Annotated in this window: 16 protein-coding genes and 1 pseudogene; 5 read left to right on the forward strand and 12 right to left on the reverse strand. The window is 32.7% G+C overall.

Annotation, left to right across the window (positions count from 1 at the left end; genetic code table 11):
* Window positions 1-9: 9 nt before the first annotated feature.
* Window positions 10-939 (reverse strand): CobW family GTP-binding protein, encoded by a 930-nt coding sequence (locus PYW35_RS10855; RefSeq protein ID WP_103322623.1) that lies wholly within the window; start codon window positions 937-939, stop codon window positions 10-12.
* A 206-nt stretch (window positions 940-1,145) separates the two neighbouring features.
* Between PYW35_RS10855 and PYW35_RS10860 the strand changes: the two genes are divergently transcribed.
* Window positions 1,146-1,592, forward strand: coding sequence for a MarR family winged helix-turn-helix transcriptional regulator (locus PYW35_RS10860; RefSeq protein ID WP_016912955.1), 447 nt, complete (start codon window positions 1,146-1,148; stop codon window positions 1,590-1,592).
* A gap of 89 nt (window positions 1,593-1,681) precedes the next feature.
* Here PYW35_RS10860 and PYW35_RS10865 read toward each other — a convergent pair whose 3' ends face one another.
* Window positions 1,682-3,349 carry an amino acid ABC transporter ATP-binding/permease protein gene (locus tag PYW35_RS10865; protein WP_103322624.1) on the reverse strand — a complete coding sequence of 556 codons (1,668 nt, stop codon included), beginning with the start codon at window positions 3,347-3,349 and terminating at the stop codon, window positions 1,682-1,684.
* Window positions 3,346-4,959 (reverse strand): ABC transporter ATP-binding protein/permease, encoded by a 1,614-nt coding sequence (locus tag PYW35_RS10870; RefSeq protein ID WP_103322625.1) that lies wholly within the window; start codon window positions 4,957-4,959, stop codon window positions 3,346-3,348. The genes PYW35_RS10865 and PYW35_RS10870 overlap by 4 nt, the downstream gene beginning before the upstream one ends.
* Before the next feature lie 160 nt (window positions 4,960-5,119).
* Between PYW35_RS10870 and PYW35_RS10875 the strand changes: the two genes are divergently transcribed.
* From PYW35_RS10875 to PYW35_RS10885, 3 genes and pseudogenes are all read left to right on the forward strand, one after another.
* Window positions 5,120-5,965, forward strand: coding sequence for an undecaprenyl-diphosphate phosphatase (locus PYW35_RS10875; RefSeq protein ID WP_016912914.1), 846 nt, complete (start codon window positions 5,120-5,122; stop codon window positions 5,963-5,965).
* Between the two features lie 84 nt (window positions 5,966-6,049).
* A pseudogene (locus PYW35_RS10880) lies at window positions 6,050-6,643 on the forward strand (hypothetical protein); the annotation flags it as partial.
* A gap of 233 nt (window positions 6,644-6,876) precedes the next feature.
* Window positions 6,877-7,335: a YaiI/YqxD family protein gene (locus PYW35_RS10885; RefSeq protein ID WP_236590388.1), complete on the forward strand. Its 459-nt coding sequence runs from the start codon at window positions 6,877-6,879 to the stop codon at window positions 7,333-7,335.
* A 7-nt stretch (window positions 7,336-7,342) separates the two neighbouring features.
* On the opposite strand, the gene PYW35_RS10890 is transcribed toward PYW35_RS10885, so the two are convergent.
* Entirely contained in the window at window positions 7,343-7,594 is a 252-nt protein-coding gene (locus PYW35_RS10890) for a hypothetical protein (protein WP_016912917.1), read from the reverse strand.
* A gap of 82 nt (window positions 7,595-7,676) precedes the next feature.
* Between PYW35_RS10890 and PYW35_RS10895 the strand changes: the two genes are divergently transcribed.
* Complete coding sequence (locus tag PYW35_RS10895) at window positions 7,677-8,246, forward strand: LOG family protein (RefSeq protein ID WP_103322627.1); 570 nt, start codon at window positions 7,677-7,679, stop codon at window positions 8,244-8,246.
* On the opposite strand, the gene PYW35_RS10900 is transcribed toward PYW35_RS10895, so the two are convergent.
* The 8 genes from PYW35_RS10900 to PYW35_RS10935 all read right to left on the reverse strand — a co-directional run bounded on the left by PYW35_RS10900 (window position 8,221) and on the right by PYW35_RS10935 (window position 17,486).
* Entirely contained in the window at window positions 8,221-8,691 is a 471-nt protein-coding gene (locus tag PYW35_RS10900) for a 2-thiouracil desulfurase family protein (protein ID WP_016912919.1), read from the reverse strand. The genes PYW35_RS10895 and PYW35_RS10900 overlap by 26 nt on opposite strands.
* Before the next feature lie 12 nt (window positions 8,692-8,703).
* A complete protein-coding gene (locus PYW35_RS10905) occupies window positions 8,704-9,243 on the reverse strand; it encodes a GNAT family N-acetyltransferase (protein ID WP_103322628.1) in 540 nt (179 codons plus the stop codon).
* A 67-nt stretch (window positions 9,244-9,310) separates the two neighbouring features.
* On the reverse strand, window positions 9,311-9,643 hold the full coding sequence (locus PYW35_RS10910) for a DUF779 domain-containing protein (RefSeq protein WP_016912921.1): 333 nt from the start codon (window positions 9,641-9,643) through the stop codon (window positions 9,311-9,313).
* The gene (gene exaC, locus PYW35_RS10915; protein WP_016912922.1) at window positions 9,644-11,164 is read right to left on the reverse strand and encodes an acetaldehyde dehydrogenase ExaC; all 1,521 of its coding nucleotides are present in this window, start codon (window positions 11,162-11,164) and stop codon (window positions 9,644-9,646) included. It abuts the gene before it with no gap.
* Window positions 11,165-12,508: 1,344 nt separating this feature from the next.
* On the reverse strand, window positions 12,509-14,092 hold the full coding sequence (locus PYW35_RS10920; RefSeq protein ID WP_103323011.1) for a DNA-binding protein: 1,584 nt from the start codon (window positions 14,090-14,092) through the stop codon (window positions 12,509-12,511).
* 65 nt (window positions 14,093-14,157) lie between these two features.
* On the reverse strand, window positions 14,158-14,451 hold the full coding sequence (locus PYW35_RS10925; RefSeq protein WP_016912826.1) for a hypothetical protein: 294 nt from the start codon (window positions 14,449-14,451) through the stop codon (window positions 14,158-14,160).
* Window positions 14,452-14,518: 67 nt separating this feature from the next.
* Window positions 14,519-15,373, reverse strand: a complete 855-nt coding sequence (locus PYW35_RS10930) for an SA0632 family lipoprotein (RefSeq protein WP_103323012.1) — start codon at window positions 15,371-15,373, stop codon at window positions 14,519-14,521.
* A gap of 70 nt (window positions 15,374-15,443) precedes the next feature.
* Window positions 15,444-17,486 (reverse strand): cation:proton antiporter, encoded by a 2,043-nt coding sequence (locus PYW35_RS10935; protein WP_103323013.1) that lies wholly within the window; start codon window positions 17,484-17,486, stop codon window positions 15,444-15,446.
* Window positions 17,487-17,495 lie beyond the last annotated feature (9 nt).

Here is a 17,495-nt window from a genome sequence, read left to right on the forward strand (position 1 = left end):
CATCATCTCCTATGAAAAATTCAACATATCTAACTTGTTTCGTAAATAAGCTTTATCTATCGTTTCTCCTATTATGACAATCGTTAAGGGCATATTCATGATTTCTGGTTCATATTGAGGTACCCCAAACGCGTATTGAAATAAATAAGTTTGTTCTGGTTCTTCTTTGAATTTAAGAAACCCTTTAATTCTTAGTATTGAATCAGGTAACTGTCTCAAAAATTGAAAGAGCAGTTCCATGTCTACCGGTCCACTAAATGTGTAATTCATTGATTGTATACCGTGATGATGACTATGTTTACCTTCAATAGCTAATATTTCATTCACTGGCATTTCGATATCATCTATATTCGAATAATTCGTGAAGTGAAGTTGAGGTTGATGCTTAATAGATTGTAAAGATTCTTTTAATAATGCTTTTTCTTCTGCTGATAATTCATCAGATTTATTAATAACGATCAGATGCGAATACAACATCTGTTCTTCCATAAGTTGTTTCGTCTGTATTGTATATCGTGTTCGTTCTAAGTATCTTTTACCATCCATTACACCGATTATTGAAGGCATTTCAACTTTATCTATTAATGTTGGATTTTGACACGCATCTACCACTTCAACTGGATGCGCAATTCCAGTAGCTTCAATTAACACTAAATCCGGATTTTCTTTATGATATAAATTATGTAAGACGACTTCAATGTCATCTTTCAATGAACAACAGATACAACCATTTAATAAACTTTGACTTGAAACATCGTCACCTAATAGTTTGCTGTCAACATCAAAAGAACCAAATTCATTCATAATAATCGCGACTTTTTGACCAGCTTCTTTAGCATTTAAAATCAGCCTTTGAAGCAAAGTTGTTTTACCGCTTCCTAAAAATCCTGTCAAAACTGTAACAGACATTTTATTTTTATTTTCATTACTTTGAACCATGTTTAAACCACCTTTCTGCAATTATATGATATAACCATACAAACTACAAAGACTTACGTTTTAAATATTGACCCATCATATAATTTCTACAATGAATCCTTGCTATTATTAAAAATATTTACAAACTAAATTTATTCATTATATAATGAATAAGAAGTTTGTAAAAAAAATATGAACCATTGCATTTGTAGTTTGGGGGAAAGATCATGCCGGATAATTTAAATATCCAAAACCAGTTGTGTTTTAATTTGTATAATGCGCAAAGACAAGTCAATCGTTATTATTCAAACAAAATTTTTAAAGAGTACCAGATTACTTATCCACAATATTTAGTTCTTACTGTTTTATGGGAAACCGCACCGGTCAATGTTAAAAAGCTTGTAACAGAGTTAGCTCTAGATACAGGTACCGTATCCCCTCTATTAAAAAGAATGGAGAATTTGGAACTCATTAAGCGCGAACGTTCTGAATTAGACCAAAGAGAAGTATTTGTTCATTTAACTGAGAAAAGTGAACAAATGAGAGAACATTTGCATCATGCATCTCATCTCATTCAAGATGTATCAGAATTAAGCGACGAAGAATCACAACAGCTTAACAATTTATTACAAAAACTGATTAATAACGTCGACAAAATTAATCAAGAGAAATAGAAATCATGTTTAATTCAAAATAAATAAGCATCTCACTTTAATTTTTTAATCATCAAAGTGAGATGCTTATTTTTTATACATTACTATTTTCACACGAGTTGCTCATTATAATAAATGACTTCAGATAAGTAACCTTTATCTTTCATCAGTTGAGCATAACTACCTTGTTCTAAAATTTCTCCTTCGTTCATGACAATAATATGATCGAAGCTTTGTAAATATTTCAAGTTATGTGTAACAATGATGATTGTGTCGTCTTTATTTAATAAATGATGCATGATATTTTCTTCGTTCTGTTCATCTAAAGATGCAGTTGGTTCATCTAACATCCATATTTGAGCACTTCTTAACAGTAATCTTGCCATAGATAAACGTTGTCTTTCTCCACCGGATATATTTTCAGCGTTTTTAGTTAATTGTTGGTCTAAATCTAAATAACTTAAGTTCACTGTTGAAAGGACTTGCTTCATTTCTTCGTCTTTCGCTTCAATTAACAAGTTCTCTCTTACAGTACCCTCAAAATAGTGATTATGTTGCAACATTGTGTTGATTTCGTCTACATAATTTTCTTTGTCTATTTGAGCGAGCAGTTCTTTATTATAAGATAATACGCCTTCGTTCACACTGTATAATCCCATGAGTAAATTGAGCAATGTTGTTTTACCCGAACCTGATGGCCCAATTATTGCAACATGTTGTCCTTTTTCAATTTCAAAATTGATGCTTTTCAAAGTTGGTCTTTCTTGAAAATCATACTTGAAAGTTAAGTTTTTCGCATTATACAACGCATCACTGTGCACTGAACTTCCATTGATTTCATCAAAAGATTGATTGATAACTTCTTCTATATTTTGAAGACTTCTTTCTGTATCTGCTTTATAAAATGCGACGTTTGTCATAGGTATCGCTTGTTCAAACAATGTGATGGTGATCATTAAGATACTTGCAAAAAATACAGCATTTAATACGCCATCTTGAATTTGCCATATACATAAGATTGTCATACACCATATGCTGACCATTGATGATAAGTTCAACATGAAATCATACGTACTTAAAAATTTCTGTTCTTTATATTTTTTCTGTTCATATTGATTTTGTTTCTTAAAAACTTTCTCTTTAAAATGTACAAATTGCTGAAATCTCTTTAATTCTGAACGTCCGTTTTCAAAATCAAAATACTCTGCTACATAATCTTCTTCACTTTGTTGAACTTGCATTGCTAGAAGATTAGCACGTTTACTAGATAAATATGGAATTAATATAACGGAAATAAACATCGATATACCAATTACGATACCTGCATATATATTAAAATTAATCATGACTAAAATCGTTATGAAAGTCGTTAATATAATAACAATTGGTGGATAATACACTCTTAATAATATGTTTTGTAATCGTTCGACATTATTCACCATTTGAGTGAGTAAATCGCTTGAACGATATCTTCTAAATACGTTAGGAACTATTGGAATTAAGTGATTAAACAATTCCACCCGAATGTCTCTTAACATCGTAAATGTAGAACGATGTGAATATAACCTTTCGAAATATCTTGTGATCGCTCTAACAAAACCAAATAATTTAATCGTGACGATTAGAATCATTAAAGCATAAAGAGGTGTGCCAAGCGCACTTTTAGAAATCATATATCCACTCAATGCAAACATACCTAATGCGGTCAGCATGCCAAAAACACCTATTATGATTGAAAGATAGAAATCTTTATCAAATTTAATCGTTAATTTTTTCATTGCATGACACCACCTTTATGCGGCACATCGATTTCACGAACTTCACCATTTTGAATTTCAATGTAGTGAGTGGCATATTTCAGAACTTCTTTTCTATGCGCAATTGTGATAACAGTTTTTTCATTCGCAAATTGATTGACCGTATGAACAATGAGCTGTTCAGTCTTAATATCTAACCCTGTTGTCGGTTCATCAAAAATAACGACATCAGGATTGAGCAATAACAATCTGGCAAGTTCAACTCTTCTCATTTCTCCACCAGATAACATTTCATACCCATCACCTATCATCGTATTGATACCTTTTGATAGCTGTGTGACTTTTTCCATGAGTCCTACTTCTTTTAATACATCAAATACATGATTTTCATCATAGTTTTGGAACATCGTGACATTTTCTAGTAAAGTAGCGCTAAAAATGTATGGTCTTTGGGATAGATAACCAATTTTTAATGATTTTTTATACTTAATTTCACCATTATTGGGACTTAGCTCATTTAACATTAATTGAATCAATGTTGATTTACCTGCACCACTTGGCCCAATGATAGCGGTATGACTCTTTTCTTTTATATTTAAATTAATTTTATTAAATGAAAAATCTTGACGATTAGGATATGCGAAAGATACATCATTAAATTGAATCATATCCTGTTGATTCATATTTGAATCGATTTGAATAGCTGTCTTTTTAGCTTGTTCTTCGTTATTCATCTCTTCAATCATTTCAATATAACCTTCACTTTGCTTACCTGTATGAAAAGCTTGTCCTAAATCTTTAATCGCATTATAAAATTCAGGCGCAAGCAATAATGTAATGATTGCTACAACAAATGATACATCGTTAAATACGATAAGTCGCAAACCTACTTCTAACGCCACAATACCGATTCCGAGCATCGAAATAAATTCCAACATTAATCCAGATAAAAATGCACTTTTTAAAATTTCCATCGTTAAATCTCTAAATGATGTACTGGATTTGTGTATTTTCGCAGTTGTTTCATCTGTACGATTAAACAATTTCAGTGACACAAGACCTTTCGTTAAATCTATAAACTCGCTCGCAAAACGATCTAAAGACTGCATTTGATCTTTCGCTTTATCGCGTGTTCTTAATCCAAACACAATATAAAATAATGGAATAAATGGCGCAGTTATCATCATAATAAGCGCTGCTGGCCAATGAATGAAAAATAAAGTAATGATAATCGCGATTGGGATAATGGTTGATTTGAAGACTTGAGGCAAATATGATTCATAAAAAGGATGTATACCTTCAACCACTTCGGTTAAAATTGTAACTTTTGATCGTTCAGTATCTTTATTTATCAAATTGTGTCTTACATCTCTTTTCACTTTAAAAGAAAGCTGTTGACCGGACAATTGGTTAAGATAGTTAAAGCATGCTCTTAATAACAGCACGGCTAATAATATACCTAGCCATAAATAAAGCTGTTCATATCCTGATTTAACGACGAGCATTTGATTTATAATTTTTCCTAAATATATATTTTGAAATATGACAGTTAAACTGAGTAATAAAGAGGCTAAAAACATGAATATTTGTAACAGTTTATACTCCATACTATACTTTGTTAATTCTTTCACAATCTCACCACCTTTTTCTATTATAACGCCTTTAATAAAAAAATAAACTAAAATGTATTATCATTTATTTATATATTATTATGTAATATTTGGTACAATAATGATACAGTGATTGTCTATAGATAACCACAGACTTTCTTAAAATTAGAGGAGCTAAATTATGTTTATATTAGAATTAATTAAAGCGATTATATTAGGTATTGTAGAAGGCTTGACAGAGTTTGCACCAGTTTCATCTACTGGCCATCAAATATTAGTAGATGATATGTGGTTGAAATCTAAAGCCTTCCTCGGAAGCGAATCTGCATTTACATTTAAAGTTGTCGTGCAATTAGGATCTATTCTTGCAGCGGCATGGATATTTAGAAGTCGATATATAGAAATGTTACATATTAAAGAAAATGAACAGAAAAAAAATCGATTAAAATTATCACACATCATCGTTGGTTTAGTCCCAGCAGGTATACTTGGCTTATTGTTTGATGACTTTATTGAAGAACATTTATTTAGTGTTCCAACCGTGTTAATTGGTTTACTACTAGGTGCTGTATATATGATATGTGCAGATATTTACTCAAAACGTGTTACAAATCCACATAAAGTAGATGCTATGAACTATCCAAAAGCATTTGTAATTGGTTTATCACAAGCGATAGCACTATGGCCAGGATTTAGTCGTTCAGGGTCAACTATTTCAACAGGTGTATTTCTTAAATTAGACCATAAAGCAGCATCTGACTTTACGTTTATAATGGCTGTTCCTATCATGTTTGCTGCCAGTGCAAAAGCATTATTAGGAAATTTACAATTCATTACTTTAGATCAAATTCCATTTTATATTGTAGGATTCATTGCATCATTTATATTTGGTCTTATTTCTATCAAATTATTCTTAAAACTTATTAATCGCGTTAAATTGATACCATTTGCTATTTATCGAATCATCTTAGTCATTGTTATAGCAATTGCTTACTTCGGATTCGGTATCGGTCAGAACATCGGCTAATACTTGTAACCGACAGTTTGAAGTTGATGTTAAAGGGTATTAAAATAAGATATATCAATAGAAATTAATATGGAGGAATAACTCATGAATGATAAAGTTAAACTAATCGTCAATACATTACCATTAATACTTGTACCATTAATTAAAGAACGTAAAAAAATTAAAGAACACCCAGATGTTAAACACGTTACTGAAACGACAGTTGATTTTTCTCATAAAGTTAAAGATAAATCTATAGAAACAAAAGAAAAAGTTTCCGAAAAATCTCAACCAGTCATATCTTATGTCGGACAAAAGAAACGCTTATACGACTATAACAAACAAATGAAACAACCTTTTAAAGAAGAGAAAAAAGAAGCAAAACAATTACAAAAAGAAATTGATCATTTAGATAAAAAACTTCAAAAAAATATAAGTGAACGACAAAAAGAAGAAGAAAAAGCACGCAAAGAAAATCAAAAAGATCGTCTTAAAGAACTTAATCATTATCTAAAACTTGAAGAAAAACAAGCTAAAAAAGGTGAAAAACTTCAAAAAGAAAATGAAAAAGATGTATCTAAATTAGATAAAAAACTTCAAGAAAATATTGAAGCACGCGAACAAGAAGAACAAAAATTAGAAGCTGAAAATAAAGAAAAGCGTATTAAAGAAATCAATGAGTTTAAAGAAAAAGAAAACAAGCAGCAATCAACACAAACGAAATCTTTAGAAGATGTAAGTTCAAAACAAGCTAAGCCGAACATTCAAGCATTAGTAAACGAACGCGTTAGAAATGAGAAAAAAGAACCAGCCAAACATAAATTGTATAATCAACATAAAGCGTCTATGTCTCAACATATCAATCAATTCCCATATGATGAACATACAACAGAACATACAACATCTGAAAAAAGATCTCGTCGTAATAAATGATTAATCGAATCATTATAGATGGAGATGCTTGTCCAGTTACGGATGATGTCATTCGTATCACTCAACATACAAGCATCTCCGTTCTTATTATAAGAAGTGTTAATCATTTTTCATTAACTGAATATCCAGATTACGTTTCAACCATTTATGTTGATCACGGTGCGGATAGCGCTGACTTTAGAATTGTTAAACTTACAAAACCTGATGATATTGTTGTCACACAAGATTATGGACTTGCGAGCCTTTTATTAAATAAAGCACAGCATGTCATACACCATAAAGGTTATGCATACACAACAAATAATATCGAACAGTTATTAACGCAAAGGCATATCTCAGCACAAGTAAGACAACAAGGCGGTAGAACTAAAGGTCCTAAAAAGCTGACACAAGAAGACCATAAAGTTTTTTCGGAATTTCTATTACAGCTTATAAAAAAAGACAATGTCAGCAAGTGACATTGTCTTATTCTATAAGTTGATTTTTAGATTTTTCTAAATTGACTTTATCAGTTTCTTTCATTTGTTCAAGTTCTAGACGCATTTTATCTGTTTCTAGCAAATAATTTTCATGTTTAATTTTTTCAAGCTCTAACTCATCTTTAACACTTTGTGCTTTAATTTTTTCAATTTTAACTGTTTTAGATTGATGGTTTTTGACAAGGCCAGCCGCAGTTGAAATGAGTACGATAAGTACAACCATTAGAAATACATTCACAGGTAACCCCTCCTATCTTTATGAATGGAATTTAGAATTCTCTCATTATTATTATACTACATATTCGAAAGGAGTAATATACATGAAAAGAATCGCTGTATTTTGTGGTGCAAGCAAAGGTAACGACCCTATCTATACCGAGCAAGCTTATGCTTTAGGTAAGTATTTAGCAGAAAATCATTATGAATTAATTTATGGTGCTGGTTCAACTGGAATGATGGGGGCTTTAGCGAATGGTGTAATAGACCATGACGGCATTGCCATAGGTATTATGCCAAAATTTTTAGGGGATCGTGAAATCGCACATGATAGCTTAACAGAATATCACGTTGTTGAAACGATGCATGAAAGAAAACAAATGATATCTGACATATCAGATGCTTTTATTATGTTGCCGGGCGGAGCCGGTTCATTAGAAGAGTTTTTTGAAATATATACATGGGCTCAAATAGGTTTACATCATAAACCTATTGCCGCTTTAAACATTAAACAATTTTTCAATCCTTTAAGTTCAATGATTGATCATTTAATTTCAACTGAATTTGTAAGTAAAGATTATAAAAATTTAGCGATTATTGAAGACGATATTGATACATTATTCCATTCAATGAAAAAAGCTCAACCTGTTAAACTTCGAGATTATCAAAAGTAGCATGAAATGATTTTTCATCATATACATCAACGTTATTTAATTTAAAGAGGGCTGTCGTTACACCGACGCCTTCTTTTTTATTGCCCGTAAATGTTCCATCATAAATAACTGTAGAGCCACAAGATGGGCTATCACTTTTCAAAATCACTGTTTGCGCATCTAAATCTTTTATAATAGAAAGTGCCCTTTTCGCACCTTCTTTAAACTGATGTGTAACATCTTGACCAGATACTGTGACAACTTTTGCTTGTTCATTCCAAACATCATAACCGTCTCCACCAATAATTTCTGCTGGTTCTCTCGGTACTTGAAGTCCACCTAATATCTCAGGACAAACGCTTATCGCTTTTTTGTTATCAATTAAATTTTTATAAAACAAATCTAATTTATGATTACCGTCATACCTTACTTGCTCGCCTACTAAACATGCACTGATAACAATCATATAATCGACTCCTTATAAAACTTTATGATATAAAACATGTGCTGCTAAATGTTCGTCATGTATAACTTTAGGATGCAAAAAATTTCTAATGTGTTCCATTTCTAATTTTTCCATAACTCTTCTAGATGGTTTATTAATTTCTGACGTAAAGCTATAAACTTCATTGATGCCCTTTTCTTTTGCATACGTTAATACAGCTTCTGCCGCTTCGGTAGCTAAGCCATTACCCCAAACATCCTTATCTATACGCCACCCAATTTCATAAAACGGTAACTCTGGGAAGGTTAATTCACTATCTTCAGGAATGTAGTTAAGTCCTACCATGCCAATAAAGCTCTTAGTTTCTTTTAACTCCACAGCAAATAAACCAATTTCATGTTGGTTAATAATTGCTTTCATTTGATCAATAATATTTTTTGTTGCGCTGTAACTTAATATATCTGGAAAGTACCTTCTTACTTCAGGATTTGCATTCATACTTTGAAATTTAGCAACATCCTCGTCTTTCCAATTTCTTAGTATTAAACGTTTTGTTTCAATGTACTCAGTCATTTACTTCACCCAACCTTTATCATATTAAAAAAGGATGTACTATTATTTTAGCACATCCTTTCAAAAATTATGATCTTACTGAACTTCTAATGTGAAATCTTTTACCAGTTGGGCCTTCTATACTAAACATTCCGCCTTTTCCATCTACAACATCTAACTCTAAATTAGTATGTTTCCAATATTCATATTGCTTCTTGTTCATATAGAATGGTACACCTTCAATTTCACCTAGTTTCACATCTACATCTCCAATAATCAATGTTCCTTCAACGAATAACATCGGAGAGCTACCATCACAACATCCACCTGATTGATGAAAAATGAGATTTTCACCATGTGTCTTTTTTAAATCTCTAATGAGTGATCTGGCTTTTTCAGTAGCAGTGACTTGCTCAGTCATTTAGAACAGTCCTGCAGGCTTCTCGTCATAACTCACGAGTAAGTTTTTAGTTTGTTGATAATGGTCTAACATCATTTTATGATTTTCACGGCCAATACCACTCATTTTGTATCCTCCGAATGCCGCGTGTGCTGGATAAGTATGGTAGTTATTTACCCATACACGACCTGCTTGGATACCTCTACCAAAACGATAAGCTTTATTTTGGTTTCTCGTCCAAATACCTGCACCTAATCCATATAAAGTATCATTTGCCATTTCTAAAGCTTCATCATCATCTTTAAATGTCGCTAATGATAAGACAGGTCCAAATATTTCTTCTTGGAAAATCCTCATATCTTGAGTACCTTTAAAGATTGTTGGTTCAATATAGAATCCATTTTCTAATTCTCCAGATTCTTTGCGCACATTACCACCAACTAATACTTCAGCGCCTTCTTGTTTACCAATATCTAGATAACTTTTAATTTTCTCAGCTTGTTCTTGAGAAGTTTGTGCACCAAGCATTGTTTCAGGATCTAGTGGGTTACCTGTTTTGATTTGTTTAACACGCTCTATACATTTTTCAATAAATTTATCGAAAATATCTTCATGAACTAACGCTCTAGATGGACATGTACAAACTTCACCTTGGTTCAGTGCGAACATGACTAACCCTTCGACAGCTTTGTCTAAGAAGTCATCGTCTTCATCCATAATGTCTTTGAAGAAGATATTTGGTGATTTCCCACCTAATTCTAACGTTACTGGAATTAAGTTTTGACTCGCATTTTGCATGATGATACGACCAGTCGTTGTTTCACCAGTAAATGCTACTTTGTTAATATCTTCATGAGTAGCTAAAGCTTGTCCAGCTTCTGCACCAAAACCATTTACGACGTTAATTAATCCTTCTGGTAATAAATCTGCAATTAATTCAATAAAATGCAGAATAGATACTGGAGTTTGTTCAGCTGGTTTAAGCACAACAGCATTACCTGTTACGATTGCAGGTGCCAATTTCCATGTTGCCATTAATAATGGGAAGTTCCACGGAATAATTTGACCTACCACGCCGATAGGTTCTTTAAAATGATAAGCCACTGTATCATTATCAATTTGTGAAATAGATCCTTCCTCAGCTCTTACGACACCAGCAAAATATCTAAAGTGATCTACTACTAATGGTAAATCTGCTGCTAAACATTCTCTAATAGGTTTCCCATTATCAAATGTTTCAATAACAGCTAATTCTTCTAAATGCGCTTCTACACGGTCTGCTATATCTAAGAGTAATTGCGAATGTTCAGCTGGAGATTTTTTAGCCCACTCAACTTGTGCTTTATGCGCAGCTTTTACCGCTTCATCTACATCTTCTTTAGTTGAACGCGGAATTTTAGCATAAACTTCACCAGTAACTGGTGATCCATTATCAAAATACTCACCATTTTTAGGATCAACCCATTTACCACCAATAAAGTTTTGATACTTATCTTTTACTTTGTATTTTGCATTTGTTGCAGTTGGATATTCAAAAGCCATTTTAAAACGCCTCCCTTAAATTGATTACATATTAATTTTAATCTAGGGGAGCGCTTTCATCAACTAAAAAGCATTTTATAATAATGATATAAAGTTACAGAAAAAGTTACAAATAATATTATACAATTGGTGCATCTAGTTTAATAATTTTATATTTTAAAATCTTACGATTTTGAAAGTGCATGCTTGCCTGGGGGTATGGCTCGAGCCTGTAGTCGCGCGCGGCATACTATTCCCCCGGGCGTCAGCACTTTGCAAAATCGTGGAGAATAGTCCAAGCGATATTAGGGTTACAGTGTTCAATAAGCGCTATGGATAAAGCGCACGAAGACCTAAGAGATATCGTGCGATTCTGGTAAAATATGGGTGAAACGCACGAAGACTCAAAAGATATCGTGCGATTTTGGTAAAATATGGGGAAAACGCACCAAGACTCAGAAGATATCGTGCGATTCTGGTAAAATCTGGATAAATCGCACCAAGACTCAGAAGATATCGTGCGATTCTGGTAAAATCTGGATAAATCGCACCAAGACTCAGAAGATATCGTGCGATTCTGGTAAAATCTGGATAAATCGCACCAAGACTCAGAAGATATCGTGCGATTCTGGTAAAATCTGGATAAATCGCACCAAGACTCAGAAGATATCGTGCGATTCTGGTAAAATCTGGATAAATCGCACCAAGACTCAGAAGATATCGTGCGATTCTGGTAAAATCTAAAATACATAAATTGGTTTAGCTTTAATGGCTACCAATATAAGAAAAAGAGCGTAAATTCATATTTATTTAAGAATTTACGCTCTTTCTCATTAATCTAGGATATTAATGTCCTAGTCATCTTTTTGCTATTTATCATGTGGAGCTTGACTTGATAATTTCAACGACTCTATTTATCATGTGAAGCCTGACTTGATAAATTCATAGGCTCTATTTATCATGTGAAGCCTGACTTGATAATATCAACGGGTCTATTTATCATGTGGAGCCTGACTTGATAAATTCAACGGTCCTATTTATCATGTGGGGCCTGACTTGATAATTTCACGGCCTCTATTTATCATGTGGACCTTCACTTGATAATTTCACGGCCTCTATTTATCATGTGGACCTTCACTTGATAATATCAACGGGTCTATTTATCATGTGGAGCCTGACTTGATAAATTCAACGGTCCTATTTATCATGTGGGGCCTGACTTGATAATTTCACGGCCTCTATTTATCATGTGGACCTTCACTTGATAATTTCACGGCCTCTATTTATCATGTGGACCTTCACTTGATAAATTCAACGGCTCTATTTATCATGTGGCCCTCGACTTGATAAATTCACGGGCACTATTTATTCTACATTCATCGTTGTTTTAGCAATTACATTTCCGCCTGATAATACTTCTACATCTACATTATTATCGGCTTCATTGGCTATTTTAGTTTTGAAATACCAATCTGTTACGCCATTATTAATTTTTGGATTAACGGATTCAGACACACCTGGTGCTTGACCGTTAAACATGCCGACTTCTTGTCCGTCTTTATTCTTAATTGATAACTGGAATTTTTGATTTACTAATTGTGATTCGTCTACGTGGACAGTTATTTCAAATTTCTGTTGTCTTTGTACAGAAGTTGGCATATCGAATTCACTTTGGTTACTTTGTTTATTGCTACTACTTCCTGTCGAACCTTCACTACCTTCATTATCTTTGCTCGATTCCGTTTCGGATTCATTGCTCGTCTCAGTATCAGTAGCACCATAACTTCCTGAGGCATATGTGGAAGCATCATACCATTTATAACCTTGCTTTGGTGTACCCCAAGGTTCTTTTTCAACTTCACTACTGTTTTTTGGTTCTTCAAAATTTAATAAAGGGGTCTGTTCATCAAGTTGTATGCCCATTGAAGAAAAATCTTTATCGCTTTCTTTCTTATTCAACCATTCAACAATTTGCATGTTCATTTTTTGGTTATCTTCTTCTTTAAATCCGTCATATGTTTTCTTCGTTTCACCGTTGTCTTCTCGTTTATATTTTGGAGATTTATCTTCTACCATTGAGGAATCTCCTATAAATGCACCTTTACCTTCATCTACTTTACTAATCGCGATATAAGGACCTTCACTTTTTCCGCCACCATTATATATACCTTGGTCGACGGCATGATTCCACTCATCATCTTTCGATAATTTTGGAACAAATGCTATACCTTTTGCTTTATTAGGATCTGTAATTGCCATCGTAGATCCTGCATGCATCGACACTGCATTGACACCTTGAGTAATGCCAAAGCTATCTTTATCATTGGCTAAATCGTCTACTTTAATATTTCCAAGTGCATTATATCTAAATCTTAAACCAAAGACATCATTTAAAAAGTCTCTACTTTCGACATCTTGCATTTTTTCAGAATTACTTTCTTCAGATGTCATACCTTTTGTAGGATTATCATAAGCCCCTCTTCTATAACCATTCATAACTTCAGATGAATCCCATCGATTAAAGTTGCGGTCAGCATTATAATGATCACTAATCATCAACGTACTACCACCTGATTTTACATATTTCTCAATCGCTTGTTGTTCACTTGCTTTAAGTGGGTTATTGGATTCAGGTATGACAACAAGGTCATATTTTTTCATCGTATCGTATTCTAACAATTGATGAAATCCTAAATCTGTTACTTCATAATTTTCTTTCGTCAATGCTTCTGCAAAGTCAGAAAAGCCACCGTTAACGACCCAGTCTGCACTGCCAGCCGTTTGACCATGACTACTATCAAAAAGTACTTTCCCTTTTATTTCATCACTGTTTGGTGATAACACGACTTTTCCATCTTTCCCTTCTTTTTCACTCGCATTATTCGAGCACCCAACTATTACAAACGCTAATAGTCCTATTAAACTAATCAAGATAAGTTTCGATTTCATGATAATCTCCTTATGTATAAAATAAACCTCTAACAACACGTCATGTTAGAGGTTTTATTGATATTTTACGTTCTTCTAATATATGTCAGCAATTTAATTGTTACAGGATCTGTATCATAGTTTTTAAATCCTCTAGGAACTTCAATCGTTGCATCAATTAAATCATTAACATCATTAAAACGATATGTTACTTGATTGATGTTTGATTTGCGATTGAAAACAACAGCTTCAGATGGCCAACTTCTCACTTCACCTGTTGTTGACTGTAATGTACGACCAGTGATCGTTTCGATTTCATGCCCTAGTTCTAATAATGTTAATTTTTTTCCTTCAATCAAAACAAAATCTTTTTCATGCACGATGACATCCCTCTTTTCAATTAATCCTTTATAGTTTATTCCCTAATACAATTCAATCTAAACGCGACTATATATTCAATTTAAAAGATTTAACTTTATCAGTAGCGCCATCATATGTAGATGTCTTACTCACGCCACCATGAATGTTAAATGTTGCGGTATGATCTTTAATTGCTTTATAAGCTTTTTGAGATATCGGAATAGATTTTAAACTTTTCGTTTTTTCACCTGGTTGGTACTCATCCGTATTCTCTTTAGATTTTTTCATATATTTTTCATTGTGTGAATCTGGTATAAATGAAGCATAGTCAGAACGTTGTTTATGCTCTCCTTCTTGAATCGATGCAGCATTGTCATAATACAACTTTTCTTTTGTTGTATTTTCAGTCATCACTTCATACATGACAACATAGCCATCTTTAGCACCATTGAAAAGCAGCACTTGACCTTCTGGCATATTATTCACTTGGAAAATTTGTAAATGATCGATTGTAACTTTTATACCACTATCTTCAAATTGAAAATGTTTGTTATCAATGTCATTTACAAGTTCTACATCACCATTTGTTGATGTTCGAATTGTATTAGGAAAAGGCTTTTTTGCTGATTGCACGTTACTTTCAGAACTTGAAGTTTCTTTTTTATTTTTAGTTTCTTCTTTTTCACTTTTTGATGTTTCAGTATCAGATTGATTTTCTTTTACTTCATCTTCAAGTTTTTTAAGTTCTTTTTCTTTATCTTTAATACTGTCTTTTAATTTTTCATTTTCTTTTTCTAAAGACTTTTTATCTTGTTGATAATCTTTAGATGATTGTTCTAAAGATTTAATTTCTTGTTTTAAATTTTGCTGTTCATCATCATCATTGCCACATGCTGCTAAAATAATTGATGAGCTCACCATAAGTAAAAGTACTTTCTTCATAGGTGTCGCCTCCCATATATAGTCTTAAATATTTTACCACACAACATGTAAGCTATCTATTGAAAACAAACTAGATGCTATTTCCTAGCACAATCATTTCATCATAATTGACAGACTCTCTTAATTTTAAAGCCATAGAACGGCTAATTTTACCTTCTTCAGTTAATTGATTAATCATTTCTCTTTGCATTCTTAAAGCGTAAATCTCCATTTCTGTATATACAGCTGTATGATTACCTTTGAAATAGTCAGGTGTTAATCTTTCAACTTTATTTAAATAAGAATCACATACAATGCTCATTTCAAATGCATTATCATCATTCATTTCTTCAGTTAATCTCTTCACAACTTGGAAATGCACTTCTTTAGTAATAAATCTCATTTCTTTTAAGTTTGCTTCAATAGTAAGTGAACTTGTCGCATTGACGAATGTTTTAATTCTTCTACGTCGAACAAACAACTTCAACATAAGTTTCCCTTTCGTATACAATGATGCATTCTTAAAGGTTGTTGAACGTTCTGTAATTTGTCTGTAATTATCAAATGTACTTTGTGAAATTTTATTGTCGCTAATTAACTTATCTAACGTTTTGAATTCTGTATCGATCGCGATTCTTTGCATGCGTTCTAGTTCTTTAATATCTTCATCTTTTTCGTCACTTTCTCTTAAAAATGACAGTTGCATATGATAGCTACGCGTAATTTTCCCATAAATATAGCTTGTTTCTTTACTATAAAATTCTTGTAAATACTCTAATGCACCTTCTATGAGCAATATTTTAGCTGCATTAAATGTTAATAAGCTTTGATCTTTAGGCTTAGCTTTAGGCGTTACAAACGGTAATACAATTTGAGCCAATACTAAACTGATTAAAATTACACCAGTAGCAATAAAGAGCAAATGATCTCTATAAAGAAAATTTGTATGCTCTGATAATTTAAACGGTAACATTAAAGCGATAGCCAATGAAATCGTACCGTGAACGCCACATATGGTCATAATAAATGCATATTTAAAGCGATTCGGTTTATCAATTTGAGATTGAGGCGCTATGTCTTTACCGCTATTTAACATTTTTGAAAATCTACTCTCAGGTAAGTAGAAATATGGGTATGAAATAAGCACCCAAATATACCTAAATATATAAACTAATGCGGCTACAAAAAGCGTCATGCCAATAACGTGAACGACTTCATGTTGTGGTTCTTTTAATATATTAAACATAACTTCTGGTATTAAGAAACCTAATAAAATAAATACAAATCCATTTAATAAGTAACTTAATAAATCCCAAGTATGATTATAAGTAACTTGTTCTTTTGTAGTTGCTTGGGCAATTCTATCCTTTTCAACACCATGAATTAATCCAGCGATAACAGCAGCAATAATACCTGATGAATGGAAAGTTTCTGCGACGATATATACTAAGAACGGCGTGATCACCTGTATAAACGTCAACATATTTCCATTATTAACACCATTTTTAGTTAGATAAACGCGTAGTTGAACTACTCCATAACCGAATATGAGCCCAACAATTGCGCCTCCGACTGCAGTGATAAGAAATTGACCAACCGCTCCAGATAATGAGAAAGATCCGCCTACTAATGCTGCTAATGCAATCTTAAATGATAAGATACCTGCAGCATCATTTAATAAAGACTCTCCTCCTAGAATTGTCATGGAACCTTTTGGTAATAATTTTCCTTTTGCAATCGCTTGAACTGCTACTGCATCAGTTGGAGAAACAATTGCACCAATAGCAAAACATGCCGCTAGTGGTAGTTCAGGCCAAACTAAATGTAATAAGAATCCAACTCCGAGAACTGTTGTAAATACAAGTACAAGCGCCATAGACATAACTGGCTTTAAATACCTAGCCAAATGGACACGTGAAACTGAAATACCTTCTAAAAATAATAGTGGTGCAATAATACCAACCATAAACACTTCAGATTCAAAGTTTAATTCAACCGGTATCGGAGATAAGAAAATAACAAACCCGATAATAATCTGAACAAAACTTAAAGGAATTTTAGAAATGTAATGGTGGATAATTGAACTTAGGATAATTCCCATAATGAACCATAAGAACCCTTCAAATATGGCCATAGAATTCCT

Source organism: Mammaliicoccus vitulinus (assembly GCF_029024305.1).
GTDB classification, from domain to species: Bacteria; Bacillota; Bacilli; order Staphylococcales; family Staphylococcaceae; genus Mammaliicoccus; species Mammaliicoccus vitulinus.

Excerpts from the sequence above, each read along its gene's own strand:
- PYW35_RS10855 (WP_103322623.1), bottom strand. The coding sequence starts at position 939 with ATGGTTCAAAGTAATGAAAATAAAAATAAAATGTCTGTTACAGTTTTG.
- PYW35_RS10860 (WP_016912955.1), top strand. The coding sequence starts at position 1,146 with ATGCCGGATAATTTAAATATCCAAAACCAGTTGTGTTTTAATTTGTAT.
- PYW35_RS10865 (WP_103322624.1), bottom strand. The coding sequence starts at position 3,349 with ATGAAAAAATTAACGATTAAATTTGATAAAGATTTCTATCTTTCAATC.
- PYW35_RS10875 (WP_016912914.1), top strand. The coding sequence starts at position 5,120 with ATGTTTATATTAGAATTAATTAAAGCGATTATATTAGGTATTGTAGAA.
- PYW35_RS10895 (WP_103322627.1), top strand. The coding sequence starts at position 7,677 with ATGAAAAGAATCGCTGTATTTTGTGGTGCAAGCAAAGGTAACGACCCT.
- PYW35_RS10900 (WP_016912919.1), bottom strand. The coding sequence starts at position 8,691 with ATGATTGTTATCAGTGCATGTTTAGTAGGCGAGCAAGTAAGGTATGAC.
- PYW35_RS10905 (WP_103322628.1), bottom strand. The coding sequence starts at position 9,243 with ATGACTGAGTACATTGAAACAAAACGTTTAATACTAAGAAATTGGAAA.
- PYW35_RS10910 (WP_016912921.1), bottom strand. The coding sequence starts at position 9,643 with ATGACTGAGCAAGTCACTGCTACTGAAAAAGCCAGATCACTCATTAGA.
- exaC (WP_016912922.1), bottom strand. The coding sequence starts at position 11,164 with ATGGCTTTTGAATATCCAACTGCAACAAATGCAAAATACAAAGTAAAA.
- PYW35_RS10920 (WP_103323011.1), bottom strand. The coding sequence starts at position 14,092 with ATGAAATCGAAACTTATCTTGATTAGTTTAATAGGACTATTAGCGTTT.
- PYW35_RS10930 (WP_103323012.1), bottom strand. The coding sequence starts at position 15,373 with ATGAAGAAAGTACTTTTACTTATGGTGAGCTCATCAATTATTTTAGCA.
- PYW35_RS10935 (WP_103323013.1), bottom strand. The coding sequence starts at position 17,486 with ATGGCCATATTTGAAGGGTTCTTATGGTTCATTATGGGAATTATCCTA.